Below are 14,097 nucleotides of genomic sequence, written 5' to 3' on the forward strand. Positions count from 1 at the left end.
CGTTCTTGTTTGAGCCTTGGCTCGTGGGCTCCGCGAGCGGAGCCCGGAGGACGATCAGTCCTGACCCATCTGCTGCTTGATCAGGTCGCCGATGGTGGTCGGGCCACCGGTCTCGACTTCCTGCTCGCGCAGCTTCTTCAGGTTCTGACGGGTGTCGTCCTGATCCTTGGCCTTGATCGACAGGTTGATCGTGCGGTTCTTGCGATCGACGCTGACGATGCGGGCTTCGACGGTATCGCCTTCGCTCAGCACGTTGCGCGCGTCTTCGACGCGGTCGGCGCTGATCTCGGAGGCCTTGAGCACGGCGACGACGTCAGTCGCCAGCTCGACGTGGGCTTCCTTGGCGTCGACTTCGACCACACGGCCGGAGACGATGGAGCCCTTGTCGTTGACCGCCAGGTACTCGGCCACCGGGTCGGAGTCGAGCTGCTTGATGCCAAGCGAGATGCGCTCGCGCTCCGGATCGATGGAGAGGATGACGGCTTCGGCTTCGTCGCCCTTCTTGAAGCGGCGCACGGCTTCTTCGCCGGTCTCGGACCAGGAGAGGTCGGAGAGGTGAACCAGGCCGTCGATGCCGCCTTCCAGACCGATGAAGATACCGAAGTCGGTGATCGACTTGATGGTACCGGACACGCGGTCGCCCTTGTTGTACTGGGCGCTGAAGGTTTCCCACGGGTTCGGGGTGCACTGCTTGATACCCAGGGAGATACGACGACGCTCCTCGTCGATGTCGAGGATCATGACATCCACTTCGTCGCCGATGTTGACGACCTTGGACGGGTGGATGTTCTTGTTGGTCCAGTCCATCTCGGAGACGTGAACCAGGCCTTCGACACCCTCTTCCAGCTCGGCGAAGCAGCCGTAGTCGGTGAGGTTGGTGACGCGGGCCGGTACCACGGTACCCTCGGGGTAGCGGTCCTTGATGTTGACCCACGGGTCTTCGCCCAGCTGCTTCAGGCCCAGCGAGACGCGGTTGCGCTCGCGGTCGAACTTGAGCACCTTGACGTTGATCTCGTCGCCCACGGCCACGATCTCGCTCGGATGCTTGATGCGCTTCCAAGCCATGTCGGTGATGTGCAGCAGGCCATCGACGCCGCCCAGGTCGACGAAGGCGCCGTAGTCGGTGAGGTTCTTGACGATACCGACGATCTGCTGGCCTTCCTGCAGGGTGGCGAGCAGGGCTTCACGCTCGGCGCTGTTCTCGGCTTCGAGCACGGCGCGGCGGGACACGACCACGTTGTTGCGCTTGGGGTCGAGCTTGATGACCTTGAAGTCGAGTTCCTTGTGCTCGAGGTGCGTGGTGTCGCGCACCGGACGCACGTCGACCAGGGAACCCGGGAGGAAGGCACGGATGGAGTCGATGTCGACGGTGAAGCCGCCCTTGACCTTGCCGTTGATCACGCCCTTGACGATTTCTTCCTTCTCGAAGGCCGCTTCCAGCACCTTCCAGGCTTCGGCGCGCTTGGCCTTCTCGCGAGACAGGCGGGTCTCGCCGAAACCGTCCTCGACGGCTTCCAGGGCGACACTGACTTCGTCGCCGACGGCGATGGTGAGCTCGCCGTTGTCGTCGCGGAACTGCGCCGCGGGAATCTGCCCTTCAGACTTCAGGCCGGCATTGACGGTGACCCAGTCACCCTCGATGTCGACGACGGTAGCCGTGACGATGGCGCCCGGCTCCATGTTGATGTCCTGCAGTGACTGTTCAAACAGTTCAGCAAAGCTTTCGCTCATGATTTTCCTACGTGATCAACGGTGTTGAGGCGTTGCCGCCTTCTCCGCACCACCAGCGAGTGCGGGCCTTATTTACCAAACCCCCGGGGATGTTAGCGCTGGTTGGACCTGGCCGGGCTTGCAAGAGTGAGTTGCCCGACCATGCCATGACATCCGCTCGAGGGCGCCGCAAGGGAGATCAAGTCTCGGGGACGAGGCCGCGCTCGGCGAGCCACTCCGTCAACCGTTCCACCACTTCCGGTATCTTCAGGCTCGTGGTGTCAAGCGTGATGGCATCATCGGCCGGCTTGAGCGGTGCCACGCTGCGCTGCATGTCGCGTGCATCGCGTGCCTGAATTTCCTTCAAAAGACTCGATAGACTAGCATCCACCCCCGCCTCCTGCAACTGAAGACGGCGCCTGCGCGCGCGTTCCTCGGCACTTGCGGTGAGGAACACCTTGAGCTCGGCGTCGGGGAATACCACGGTGCCCATGTCGCGCCCGTCGGCCACCAGCCCGGGGGGCTTTTTGAAGTCGCGCTGGCGCTGCAGCAGCGCCTGGCGCACACCGTTCAGCGCCGCGACCCGGGAGGCGGCATCACCCACCTGCTCGGTACGGATCTCGCGGCTGACGTCGTCGCCTTCGAGCAGCACGCGGGTGCTCGCCTCTTCGGCCACGAAGACCACGTCGAGTTCGGCGGCCAGCCGCTCCAGTGCCGGCTCGTCGTCCAGCGCCACGCCATGCCGCAGGGCCGCCAACGCCGTGAGGCGGTAGAGGGCGCCGCTGTCGAGCAGGTGCCAGCCGAGGCGCTCGGCGACCAGGCGGCTGATGGTGCCCTTGCCGGCACCACCGGGTCCGTCGAGGGTCAGCACCTTGGCCGTATCATTCATGCGCGTTCCTCTTGCTCTTCGCTGACTCGGAGCCCCACGACCCTGGCAAGTTCCGTGAAGCCGGGGAACGAGGTGGCGACGTTGGCGCAGTCGTCGATGACGATCTCCTCGCCGGCGCGCAGGGAGGCCACCACGAAGGACATGGCGATACGGTGGTCGCCCAGGCTGTCGATGCGACCCCCGCCGTAGGCCACTTCGCGATCGCCTGCGCCGACGATGTCGATGCCATCCTCCATCACGGTGTGTTCCACGCCCAGGGTCGCCAGACCGTCGGCCATGGCCTGGATACGGTCCGACTCCTTCACCCGCAGCTCCTCGGCGCCGCGCAGGCGCGTGGTGCCCCTGGCGCAGGCGGCGGCGACGAACAGCGCCGGGAATTCGTCGATGGCCAGCGGCACCTGGTCGACAGGGATGTCGATGCCCTTGAGCGGTGCGTAGCGGATGTGCAGGTCGGCCACCGGCTCGCCGCCCACTTCGCGCTCGTTGAACAGGCGAAGGTCGGCGCCCATTAGCTGAAGGATGTTGATCACGCCGATCCGCGTGGGGTTGATGCCCACGTGCTCGAGGATCAGGTTGGAGCCGGGCGTAATGGCGGCGGCTACCAGGAAGAAGGTGGCGGAGGAGATGTCGGAGGGCACGTCGATGGGCGCGGCGGTGAGCTTGCCGCCGCCCTGCAGCCAACAGGTATCGCCTTCGCGGTGGACCTCATAGCCGAAGCCGGCCAGCATGCGCTCGGTGTGGTCGCGGGTGGGCGCCGGCTCGCGCACGCGGGTCTCGCCTTCGGCATACAGCCCGGCGAGCAGCAGGCAGGACTTCACCTGGGCGCTGGCCATGGGCATGTCGTAGGTGATGCCCTTGAGCGCCTGGCCGCCGTGGATCCTGAGCGGCGGGCGACCGCCCTCGGCGGTATCGATCTTCGCCCCCATCAGCCGCAGCGGGTCAGCCACGCGGCCCATGGGGCGCTTGGTCAGCGAGGCGTCGCCGATCAGTTCGGTGTCGAAGGCCTGCCCCGCCAGCAGGCCGGCGAACAGGCGCATGGCGGTGCCGGCGTTGCCCACGTAGAGCGGGCCGGAGGGCGCCTTGAGACCGCGCATGCCGACGCCGTGCACGGTGACCCGCCCCTGGTGCGGGCCTTCGATGGCCACGCCCATCTCGCGGAACGCCTGCAGCGTGGCCAGGCTGTCCTCCCCTTCCAGGAACCCCTTCACTTCGGTGACGCCTTCGGCCAGCGCGCCGAGCATGATCGAGCGGTGGGAGATCGACTTGTCGCCCGGTACGCGAATGCGCCCGGCCACACGGCCACCGGGCGCGGCCCGGAAGGTGAGTCTGCCTTGTTCTTGCATCTGGTATTCCGCCTGATAACTGGTCTGGTTCAGGAGAGAGTCGAAATAGTGCCGGGCGTGGCTGGCACGGTCGAAGATGGCAAGCATAGCATCGCCGTCGCCCGCTTCCACTGCCTGGCGCAGCCGGCCGAGCCCCGCTTGGAAGTCGTCGAGGGAGGCCAGCACCGCCTCGCGGTTGGCGGTGAAGATGTCGCGCCACATCACCGGGTCGCTGCCGGCGATGCGGGTGAAGTCGCGAAACCCGCCGGCGGCGTAGCGGAAGATCTCCAGCCGCTCGTCCTGGCGCGCCAGGGTGTCCACCAGCGAGAAGGCGAGCAGGTGCGGCAGGTGGCTGGTGCGCGCCAGCACCTGGTCGTGGCGGTCAACGTCCATCTCCAGCACTTCCGCGCCACAGGCACGCCACAGCACCTGCACCCGGGCCACGGCGACGGGGGCCGTCTCGGCGGCGGGGGTGAGGATCACCTTGTGGTTGACGTAGAGCCGCGGATCGGCGGCCGCCACGCCGCTCTTCTCGGAGCCGGCGATGGGGTGGCCCAGCACCAGCCCGGCCGGTAGGCGGCCGAAGGCGGCCAGGGCGCAATCGCGCACCGCAGCCTTGGTGCTGCCGACGTCGGTGATCACCACACGCGGGGCTTCGCCGTCCAGCGCCTCCGTCGGCAGTGCGGCGGCCAGTTCGGTCATCACGCTGCGCATGGCCAGCACCGGCACCGCCAGCACGATCAGCGTGGCACCTTCCACCAGCGGCGCGAGGCGAGTGTCGCCAGCGTCGATCAGGCCCATCTCGATGCCGCGCGTGATCTCGCCGGGATCCGGGTCGCATGCCTGGATCGTGCCCGCAAAGCCTGCCGCGCGCAGCGCGGCGGCCAGTGAACCGCCGATCAGCCCCAGGCCGACGATGAGGAGGCGCGCTTCATTCGGTGTCGTACCGCCCACCACGCTTACAGCACACCCACGGGGTAGGAGCCGAGCACCTTGACTTCGGAGGCGCGCAGGCGCACCTCCTCGAGCACCGCGGCGACCCGCGGCTCGTCCACGTGGCCCTTGAAGTCGATGAAGAACACGTAGTTCCACACCCCGGTACGCGAGGGCCGTGTCTCCAGCCGCGTGAGGTCGATGCTGTGCCGGTGGAACGGCTCGAGCAGGTCGTGCAGCGCGCCGGGCTGGTTGCGCATGGCAACCACGATGGAGGTCTTGTCCTCGCCGGACATCGGCACGTGCTGGCTGCCGATGATCAGGAAGCGCGTGGAGTTGTCGGGGCGATCCTCGATCTTCTCGGCGACCTTCTCCAGGCCGTAGAGCTTGGCGGCCATGTCACCGGCGATGGCGGCGCTATGCCACTCGCTCTTGATCATGCGCGCCGCCTCGGCGTTGGACGACACCGGCACCCGCTCGGCGCGCGGGTAGTGGGCGTCGAGCCACTTGCGGCACTGGGCCAGGGACTGCGGGTGGGAGTAGACCCGAGAGACCTTGTCGCGCAGCGTGGTGTCGGCGACCAGCAGGTGGTGGTGGATACGCAGCACCACTTCGCCGCAGATGCGGATCGAGGAGTCCATGAACGAGTCGAGGGTGTGGCTGACCACGCCCTCGGTGGAGTTCTCCACCGGTACCACGCCGTAGTTGACCGCCCCCGCTTCCACTTCGCGGAAGACCTCGTCGATGGCGGCCATCGGCATGCTCACCGCGCTCTCGCCGAAGTGCTTGAGCGCGGCCTGCTGGGTGAAGGTGCCTTCGGGGCCGAGATAGGCCACTTTGGTGGGCTGCTCCAGCGCCAGGCAGGCGGACATGATCTCACGGAACAGCCGCGCCATCTCCTCGCTGTTGAGCGGGCCTGGGTTGAGCTCCATGATCCGGCGCAGCACCTGGGCCTCTCGCTCAGGACGGTAGAAGACGGCACTGGGGTCGTGCTTGGTCTTGACCTCGGCGACCTGCTTGGCGCAATCGGCACGGGCGCTGATCAGGCGCAGGATCTCGTTGTCGAGCTCGTCGATGCGCTGGCGCAGCGAGTCGAGGTTGGTGGGGCTATCGGTCATGGCTTATCCCCTGCGTTGCTCGAAGTCGGCCATGAAGTCGATCAGCGCATCGACGGCCGCTTCGGGTACGGCGTTGTAGAGGCTCGCCCGCATGCCGCCGACGCTGCGGTGGCCCTTGAGGTTGAGCAGCCCGGCCTCTTCGGCTTCCGCCAGGAACGGCTTGTCGAGACGTTCGTCGGCGAGCACGAAGGGCACGTTCGTGCGCGAACGATTGCGCAAGGCGATGGGGTTGGAGTAGAGGCCGCTCGAATCGATCGCCGCATACAGCTTGGCCGCCTTGCGCGCGTTGATGGTCGCCATGGCCTCGAGCCCGCCGATGTCGTGCTTGAGCCACTGGAACACCAGACCCGCCAGGTACCAGGCGTAGGTGGGCGGCGTGTTGACCATGGAGCCCGCCTCGGCCACGGCCTGGTAGTCGAACAGGCTGGGGATGCGTTGGCAGCGCCGATCCAGGAGGTCGTCACGCACCACCACCAGGGTGAGGCCTGCCGGGCCGATGTTCTTCTGCGCCCCGGCATAGATCACGCCGAAGCGCGATACGTCGAGCGGCTCGGCCAGGATGCTCGAGGAGTAGTCGCATACCAGCGGCACGCTGACGTCGGGAATGTAGTCGAACTCCAGCCCGCCGATGGTCTCGTTGGCGGTGTAGTGCAGGTAGGCCGCGTCACTCGACAGCACCAGCTCCGCCTGGGTCGGCACTTCGGTGTGGCCGCTGGCTTCACTGGAGCCTGCCAGGTGCACGGCAAAGCCAAGATGCTTCGCTTCCGCCAGCGCCTTCTTGCCCCAGATACCGGTGTAGAGGAAGTTGGCCGTGCCACCCTGCCCCAGCAGGTTCATCGGCACCATGGAGAACTGCAGACTGGCGCCGCCCTGCAGGAACAGCACCTTGTAGTTCTCGGGTATGGCGAGCAGCTCGCGCAGGTCGAATTCGGCCTGCTCGGCGATGGCCACGAACTCCGGCGAGCGGTGGCTCATCTCCATCACCGAGAGCCCGCGGCCGTTGTAGTCGAGCATTTCTTCCCGCGCGCGCTCGAGCACCGGGGTGGGCAGCGCCGCGGGACCGGCGCAGAAGTTGTAGTGGCGTGTCATCAGCGTGGTGTTCCGTTCTACTCATGTCGTGGCCAGGCGAGATGAGCGCCGGGGACGAGCCGGAGCGAGGGTCTTTTGCCATGGATGGCAAAAGTGGCGCCCAGGGATGGGTTCACAGCGCCCTCGCGAGGCTCGTCGCCGGAACAGCTCATCGCTTTCCGGTTATGCAGACGCGCTTATTCGTCGTTCCGGTTCTCTTCTACACCCTCGTTTCCGTCCGCATCCGGCCCAGCCTGCAGCTCGGCCTTCGGTGCGTCCTCCGCTTCGCCCTCATCGCCATTCTCAGGCTCGCTCTCCGCGTCGGGCTCGTCGATACGCACGGTCTTGACCAGCTTCTCGTCGTTGCCCAGGCGGATCAGCATCACGCCCTGGGTATTGCGTGAGGTGATCGAGACCTCGTCGACGCGAGTCCGCACCAGGGTGCCGCGGTCGGTGATCAGCATCATCTCGTCGGCAGAGTAGACCTGCATGGCAGCCACCAAGGAGCCGTTGCGCTCGCTGGTCTGCATGGCGATGACGCCTTGGCCGCCGCGCCCGCGCAATGGGAACTCCTCGAGCCGGGTACGCTTGCCGTAGCCGTTCTCGGAGGCGGTGAGGATGTATATCTGGCCGCCGTTGCCGTTTTCCAGCGCGGTGCCCTCCTCGCCTTCCGTCTCGCTGTCGGCGTCGGCGTCGGCGTCGATCTGCTGGCTCTGGGGGATGATCAGGCTGATCACCTCGGCATCGCCCAGCAGCTTCATGCCGCGTACGCCGCGGGCGGTACGCCCCATGGCGCGTACGTTGCTCTCCTCGAAGCGAATCGCCTTGCCATTGGACGACAGCATCATGACATGGTCGTTGCCGGAAGTGATGGCGGCGCCCACCAGGCGGTCGCCCTCTTCGATATCGATGGCGATCAGGCCGACGCTACGCGGACGCGAGAATTGGTCGAGGCTGGTGCGCTTGACCGTGCCCTTGGCGGTGGCGAAGAAGATGTAGCAGTCCGGGCTGTAATCCTTCACCGGCATGATGGCGTTGATCGACTCGCCCTCGTCCAGCGGCAGCAGGTTGACCAGCGGCTTGCCGCGTGAGCCGCGGCTGGCCGCCGGCATCTCGTAGACCTTGAGCCAGTAGACCTTGCCCTTGTTGGAGAACAGCAGCACGGTGTCGTGGGTGGAGGCCACCAGCAGGTGCTCGATGACGTCCTCATCCTTCATGCTGGTCGCCGACTTGCCGCGTCCGCCGCGGCGCTGGGCCTGGTAGTCGGAAAGCGGCTGCGTCTTGGCGTAGCCGGTACGCGACACCGTGACCACCATGTCCTCCTCGGCGATGAGATCCTCGATGGAGAGGTCGAGGTGGCTGGCCTGGATCTCGGTGCGGCGGGCATCGCCGAACTGGTCGCGCACCGCGGTGAGCTCCTCGCGGATCACTTCGAGCAGACGCTCGCTGGAGGCCAGGATGGCCATCAGCTCGGCGATCTTTTCGAGAATGCCCAGGTACTCGTCGAGCAGCTTCTCGGTCTCGAGGCCGGTCAGGCGGTGCAGGCGCAGCTCGAGGATGGCCTGGGCCTGGGCCGGCGACAGGCGATACTCTGTGCCGGTGGTGTTGAGGCCGAAACCTTCCTCCAGCTCCTCGGGCTTGCACGAGGTGGCCCCGGCGCGCTCGAGCATGGCGGTGACCTGGCCGGGCTGCCAGACCTTGTCGAGCAGCTTCTCCTTGGCCTCGGCGGCGCTCGGCGAGGCCTTGATCAGCTCGATCACCTCATCGATATTGGAGATGGCCACGGCCAGACCTTCGAGGATATGACCGCGCTCGCGGGCCTTCTTCAGCTCGTACAGGGTGCGCCGTGTGACCACTTCGCGACGATGGCGAATGAAGGCCTCGAGCACCTCCTTGAGGTTGAGGATCTTGGGCTGGCCATCCTCGATGGCGACCATGTTGATGCCGAAGACGTTCTGCAGCTGGGTCTGGGCGAAGAGATTGTTGACCACCACGTCCCCGGACTCGCCGCGCTTGACCTCGATCACCACGCGCAGGCCGTCCTTGTCGGATTCGTCGCGCAGTTCGGCGATGCCTTCGATCTTCTTGTCCTTGACCAGCTCGGCGATCTTCTCGATCAGCCGCGCCTTGTTCACCTGGTACGGCAGCTCGGTGACGATGATGTGGTCGCGGCCGGTCTTGTCATCGTGCTCGATGGTGTGGCGGGCGCGCACGTAGATGCGCCCGCGGCCGGTGCGATAGGCCTCGAGGATGCCGGCGCGGCCGTTGATGATGCCTGCGGTGGGGAAGTCGGGCCCGGAGATGTACTCCATCAGGTCGTCGACCGTCAGGGTGTAGTCGTCGATCAGCGCCAGGCAGCCGTCGATCACCTCGCCCATGTTGTGCGGCGGGATGTTGGTCGCCATGCCCACGGCAATGCCCGAGGAGCCGTTGATCAGCAGGTTGGGCACCTTGGTCGGCAGCACGTCGGGAATGCGCTCGGTGCCGTCGTAGTTGTCGACCCAGTCGACGGTGTCCTTGTCGAGGTCGGCCAGCAGCTCGTGGGCGAGCCTGGCCATGCGCACTTCGGTGTAACGCATGGCCGCGGCGCTGTCGCCGTCGATGGAGCCGAAGTTGCCCTGGCCGTCGACCAGCACGTGGCGCATGGAGAAGTCCTGCGCCATGCGTACGATGGTGTCGTAGACCGCGCTATCGCCATGGGGGTGATATTTACCGATGACGTCGCCCACCACGCGGGCCGACTTCTTGTAAGGCTTGTTCCAGTCGTTGCCGAGTTCGTGCATGGCGAACAGCACGCGCCGGTGCACCGGCTTGAGCCCGTCGCGCACGTCCGGCAGCGCACGGCCGATGATCACGCTCATGGCGTAGTCGAGGTACGACTGCTTCAGCTCGTCCTCGATGTTGACTGGCAGAATCTCTCTGGCGATGTCACCCATGGGTTGTCGAATCCTTTGCGCTACAGCGAACTGGCGCGCTCCTCGGGCCAAACCGTGACCAAGGCGGCGGCGCGCCATTACAGCCTGCCATCATACCACTCCGGGCAACACAAAGGCAGCGTGCGGGACAGTGCAAAGGAAGGCTGGACACAAGCGACAAGATGATGTTGCCGCTCATGTTTCCCCTTCATGCCTCCTTCGGCAGCACCAGCGGCTCCAGGGCCTGGCGGATCTCGCCCTCGATGGGCATGGATTGCTGGTTGCGTACGTCGAACAGCACGAAGGTGAGGTCGGCATCGGCAATCGGCTGGCCGTCACCGATGCGCCGGATCTCCTGATGGATGCGGGCGCTACGGTGGCCCAGCTCGGCGACTCGGGTGAGCACTTCGAGATCGTCACCACCCACCGCGGCCTGGCGATAGTTGATGTTGAGGTTGACCGCCACCAGGGCCGGGTTACCGGAAGCGAAATACCGCGCGAGCTCGGGGCGGTCATCGAAGTAACCCCAGCGCCCCTCTTCCAGGAACTCCAGGTAGCGGGCGTTGTTGACGTGGCCATAACCATCCAGGTGGTAGCCACGTACACGCAGGGTGACGCGGGAAATGCGGTTATCCATGGGCGGGCCCCCTTGCTCGGTCGATGATGCTGCCGCCCGATTCTAGGCCTGCCATCGCGCCGAATTCAAACAACAGTTTGAATTCAGGTGAATCCTGACACCGTTTGCCACTGGAACCCTGATCCCCCCTTCGCCATAATATGCGTCCTTTTGCCCAGGGAATTGCACCATGTGGTTCAAGCACTTGCACCTTTACCGCCTGCACGGGTCGGCGGGGATTCCGGCCGCCGACCTGGAAGCCGCCCTGGCCGAGCAGGTGGCTCGCTCGCCCGGCGGCCAGGAGGCCAGGCGCGTGGGCTGGTGCCCTCCCGCGGGGCGCGCCGGCACCTCCCTGCTGCATGAACTGCAGGGGCAGCGCCTGATGACCATGCTGCGGCATGAGCGACTGCTGCCCGCCGGCGTGGTGCGCGAAGAGTTGGAAGAGCGCGGCGCCGACATCGAGGCCCGCGAGGGGCGCAAACTGCGCCGCCAGGAGAAGCAGGAACTCAAGGAGCAGATCTACGAGGAGCTGCTGCCGCGCGCCTTCATTCGCAGCCAGAAGGTCGACCTGTGGTGGGATACCCGACGCAACCTGATCGCGGTGAATACCAGTTCGCGCAAGCGTGCCGAGGAAGCGCTGGACCTGCTCCGCGAGACCCTCGGCAGCCTCAAGGTGACGCCACTGGCGACCCAGACCCTGCCGATGCGCGCAATGACCCAGTGGCTTGCCGAGGAGGGCTCGCGCCCCGCCTCGCTGCAGCTCGGCGACCAGGTCGAGCTCAAGGCCAAGGGTGACGACGGCGTCCTGCGCGCCCGCCAGGTGGACCTGGACAGCGACGAGATCCAGCAGCTGCTCGCCGCCGGCCGGCAGGCCAGCCGCCTGGGGGTGGAGATCGAGGGCAGGCTCGCCTACGTGCTGCACGACGACCTGACCCTCAAGTCCCTGCGGTTCAGCGATGCCTTGATCGACGAAGCGGGCGAGATCGAGGACGATGGCGATGCCATCGTGCGCCTCGAAGCCGACTTCATGCTGATGGCCCAGGCCTTGGCCGAAGAGGTGGAGCAGCTGATCGCCTGGCTGGGCGGCGAAGCCAATGCCGCCCCGCAGGAAAGTGAATGATTCAACCCGGCAACCAAGACACACCGATGACCGACACCGCGACAGGTACGACTTCCACGGATCCCTGGGCCGACATCCGCCCCTACCGGGACGACGAGGTAGCGGCGGTATTGGCGCACCTGGCCACCAACCGCGAGCTATTGGACGCCCTGACCCGCTACCGGCTGCCCCGCCTGAGCCGAACGCTGCCCTGGCTTGCCCGCGCCCTGGCCTCCTACGTGATTCGCCGCGAGACGCGCGACGTGGCCAGCGTGCACGACTTCCAGATGCGCGTGGCCCACTACATGGCGCGCATGATCCGCACCTCCACCGACGATTTCCGCGTCGAGGGGCTGGAGCGGCTCAATCCCGATACCGCCTACCTGTTCATCGGCAACCATCGTGACATCTCGCTGGACCCGGCCTTCGTCAACTACGCCCTGCACCGCGCGGGGCGCGACACCGTGCGAATCGCCATCGGCGACAACCTGCTCAAAAAGCCCTACGTGACCGACCTGATGCGGCTCAACAAGAGTTTCATCGTGCCGCGTGCCCTGCGTGGCAAGCGCGCCATGCTGGCGGCCTACCAGAACCTCTCGAGCTACATTCGCCACTCGATCACCGAGGACAACCATTCGATCTGGATGGCCCAGCGCGAGGGACGCGCCAAGGACGGCATCGACCGTACCGACACGGCGATCATCAAGATGCTGACCATGGCCCGACGCCAGGAAGACCGCAGCGCCCCCATCGGCGATGCCATCGCCGAGCTGCGAATGGTACCGGTATCGATCAGCTACGAGTACGACCCCTGCGACCTGCAGAAGGCGCGTGAGCTGCACGCCATCCACAACCATGGCCGCTACGAGAAGAGTGAGTTCGAGGACATTCAGTCCATCGTGGCCGGCATCACCGGACACAAGGGCCGCGTGGAGCTGCGCTTCGGCGAGCCGCTTGGCACCGGCTTCGACACCCCGGAAGCGGTGGCCGCCGAGATCGACCGCCAGGTGGTCGGTGGGTACCACCTCTTTCCCAGCCACTACCTAGCCCTGGAAGCGCTGGGCGACGCGCCCGAGCTGCTGGACATGAGCGAGGTCAGCGACGTCGACCGGGCACGCTTCCAGGCGCGCCTGAACGAGGTTCCCACCGAGCTCCGCGACTGGTGGCTGGCCCAGTACGCCAACCCCGTGCGCAACAAGGCGGCGCTGCTCGCAGGCAGCGACACGTCGTCATGAACGCCCCCGGCCACCTGCCACCCGACCGCGGCGCCCAGGCGCGTGAAGCGCATCGGGTCACCTTGATCGGCGCCGTGATAGACCTGGCGGTCGGGCTGCTCAAGATCGTGGCCGGCTGGTTGGTCGGCTCCGCCGCCCTGATCGCGGACGGCATCCACTCCTTTTCCGACCTGGTCACCGATGGCTTCGTGATGGCGGCGACCCACTTCGGCCGCCAGGCGCCGGATAGCGACCACCCCTACGGCCATGGCCGGATCGAGACGCTGGCGACGCTGTGGCTGGGCAGTGTATTGATCTTCGTGGCCGGCGGCATCGCCTGGGCCAGCCTCACCCGCCTGCTCGCCGGCGAGCCCATCCCCGCCCCCGGTCTGTGGGCCATCGGTGTGGCCGTGGCCTCCCTGGCCGCCAAGGAGTGGATCTTCCGCTACACCATGATCGTGGCCAAGCGCATCCGCTCGCGACTGCTCGAGGCCAACGCCTGGCACTCACGCTCGGACGCCCTCTCCACCGGCGTGGTGCTGGTCGGCCTGGTGGCGGCACAGCTCGGCGCCGGCTGGGTCGATGCGGTGGCCGCCATCATCGTCGGCATCATGGTCGGCCAGGTGGGCTGGCGGCTGCTGTGGGAATCGGGTCGCGAGCTGATCGACACCGCGCTGCCAGAGAACGACCAGGTGCAGATGAAGGCCATCGCCGAAGCGGTGCCCGGGGTGGACAGCGTCCACGACCTGCGCACCCGCTCGGTGGGCAGTCACGTGGTGCTCGACCTGCATATCGTGGTACCGCCCCGGCTGACCGTTTCCGAGGCCCACGAGATCGGCAATGCGGTCAGCCGGCAGCTGCGCAACGCCTACCCCGAACTGGCCGACGTGACTTTCCATATCGACCCCGAAGACGATTCGGACCAGATCGAACACAGCCTGCGCCCCGGCCTGCCGCTGCGCCAGGACGTTGAGAGCATGCTCGACGAGGCGTGGCAGGGTTGCCCCGCCTGGCAAGACCGCATTGCCCTCGACCTGCACTACCTGGCCGAACAGATCGACGTCTCGGTCTACGTGAGTGAACTACCGCCCCAACAGAGCCTGGAAGAGGCCGCCCAAGAGTTGCGCCAAGCCTCCCACGAGCTGACCTGGCTGGGCCGGCTGCGGGTGTGGCAGGGGCCGGGGAAGGGCTGAAGCTGAAGCCGCATCCTCGT

At 66.4% G+C, this 14,097-nt stretch carries 10 protein-coding genes; 3 read left to right on the forward strand and 7 right to left on the reverse strand.

All coding sequences use genetic code 11. From position 1 onward, the window contains the following. Positions 1-54: 54 nt before the first annotated feature. The 7 genes from rpsA to I4484_RS11970 form a co-directional block, all read right to left on the reverse strand. The gene (rpsA, locus tag I4484_RS11940) at positions 55-1,731 is read right to left on the reverse strand and encodes a 30S ribosomal protein S1 (RefSeq protein WP_197447514.1); all 1,677 of its coding nucleotides are present in this window, start codon (positions 1,729-1,731) and stop codon (positions 55-57) included. 178 nt (positions 1,732-1,909) lie between these two features. Next, positions 1,910-2,599 (reverse strand): (d)CMP kinase, encoded by a 690-nt coding sequence (cmk, locus tag I4484_RS11945; protein ID WP_197447515.1) that lies wholly within the window; start codon positions 2,597-2,599, stop codon positions 1,910-1,912. After that, the gene (locus tag I4484_RS11950) at positions 2,596-4,878 is read right to left on the reverse strand and encodes a bifunctional prephenate dehydrogenase/3-phosphoshikimate 1-carboxyvinyltransferase (RefSeq protein WP_234283471.1); all 2,283 of its coding nucleotides are present in this window, start codon (positions 4,876-4,878) and stop codon (positions 2,596-2,598) included. The genes cmk and I4484_RS11950 overlap by 4 nt, the downstream gene beginning before the upstream one ends. A gap of 2 nt (positions 4,879-4,880) precedes the next feature. Further along, positions 4,881-5,972, reverse strand: a complete 1,092-nt coding sequence (gene pheA / locus I4484_RS11955; RefSeq protein ID WP_197447516.1) for a prephenate dehydratase — start codon at positions 5,970-5,972, stop codon at positions 4,881-4,883. Positions 5,973-5,975: 3 nt separating this feature from the next. Next, a complete protein-coding gene (gene serC, locus I4484_RS11960; RefSeq protein WP_197447517.1) occupies positions 5,976-7,061 on the reverse strand; it encodes a 3-phosphoserine/phosphohydroxythreonine transaminase in 1,086 nt (361 codons plus the stop codon). A gap of 176 nt (positions 7,062-7,237) precedes the next feature. Further along, positions 7,238-9,976, reverse strand: a complete 2,739-nt coding sequence (gene gyrA, locus I4484_RS11965) for a DNA gyrase subunit A (RefSeq protein WP_197447518.1) — start codon at positions 9,974-9,976, stop codon at positions 7,238-7,240. A gap of 187 nt (positions 9,977-10,163) precedes the next feature. Further along, the gene (locus I4484_RS11970; RefSeq protein WP_197447519.1) at positions 10,164-10,592 is read right to left on the reverse strand and encodes a thioesterase family protein; all 429 of its coding nucleotides are present in this window, start codon (positions 10,590-10,592) and stop codon (positions 10,164-10,166) included. A gap of 169 nt (positions 10,593-10,761) precedes the next feature. Here I4484_RS11970 and I4484_RS11975 point away from each other — a divergent pair, with 169 nt between their 5' ends. The 3 genes from I4484_RS11975 to I4484_RS11985 are packed head-to-tail and all read left to right on the forward strand — an operon-like array spanning position 10,762 to position 14,077. After that, the gene (locus I4484_RS11975) at positions 10,762-11,691 is read left to right on the forward strand and encodes a recombination-associated protein RdgC (RefSeq protein WP_197447520.1); all 930 of its coding nucleotides are present in this window, start codon (positions 10,762-10,764) and stop codon (positions 11,689-11,691) included. Between the two features lie 26 nt (positions 11,692-11,717). Then, positions 11,718-12,905 (forward strand): 1-acyl-sn-glycerol-3-phosphate acyltransferase, encoded by a 1,188-nt coding sequence (locus I4484_RS11980; RefSeq protein WP_197451023.1) that lies wholly within the window; start codon positions 11,718-11,720, stop codon positions 12,903-12,905. Further along, positions 12,902-14,077, forward strand: a complete 1,176-nt coding sequence (locus I4484_RS11985; protein WP_197447521.1) for a cation diffusion facilitator family transporter — start codon at positions 12,902-12,904, stop codon at positions 14,075-14,077. The genes I4484_RS11980 and I4484_RS11985 overlap by 4 nt, the downstream gene beginning before the upstream one ends. The last annotated feature ends 20 nt before the right edge of the window (positions 14,078-14,097 follow it).

The organism is Halomonas sp. SS10-MC5, assembly GCF_015992245.1.
GTDB classification, from domain to species: domain Bacteria; phylum Pseudomonadota; class Gammaproteobacteria; order Pseudomonadales; family Halomonadaceae; genus Halomonas; species Halomonas sulfidoxydans.

Bases quoted from the DNA above. Each gene is read 5' to 3' on its own strand.
- I4484_RS11970 (WP_197447519.1), bottom strand. From the start codon at position 10,592: ATGGATAACCGCATTTCCCGCGTCACCCTGCGTGTACGTGGCTACCAC.
- gyrA (WP_197447518.1), bottom strand. From the start codon at position 9,976: ATGGGTGACATCGCCAGAGAGATTCTGCCAGTCAACATCGAGGACGAG.
- I4484_RS11985 (WP_197447521.1), top strand. From the start codon at position 12,902: ATGAACGCCCCCGGCCACCTGCCACCCGACCGCGGCGCCCAGGCGCGT.
- cmk (WP_197447515.1), bottom strand. From the start codon at position 2,599: ATGAATGATACGGCCAAGGTGCTGACCCTCGACGGACCCGGTGGTGCC.
- serC (WP_197447517.1), bottom strand. From the start codon at position 7,061: ATGACACGCCACTACAACTTCTGCGCCGGTCCCGCGGCGCTGCCCACC.
- rpsA (WP_197447514.1), bottom strand. From the start codon at position 1,731: ATGAGCGAAAGCTTTGCTGAACTGTTTGAACAGTCACTGCAGGACATC.
- pheA (WP_197447516.1), bottom strand. From the start codon at position 5,972: ATGACCGATAGCCCCACCAACCTCGACTCGCTGCGCCAGCGCATCGAC.
- I4484_RS11975 (WP_197447520.1), top strand. From the start codon at position 10,762: ATGTGGTTCAAGCACTTGCACCTTTACCGCCTGCACGGGTCGGCGGGG.
- I4484_RS11980 (WP_197451023.1), top strand. From the start codon at position 11,718: ATGACCGACACCGCGACAGGTACGACTTCCACGGATCCCTGGGCCGAC.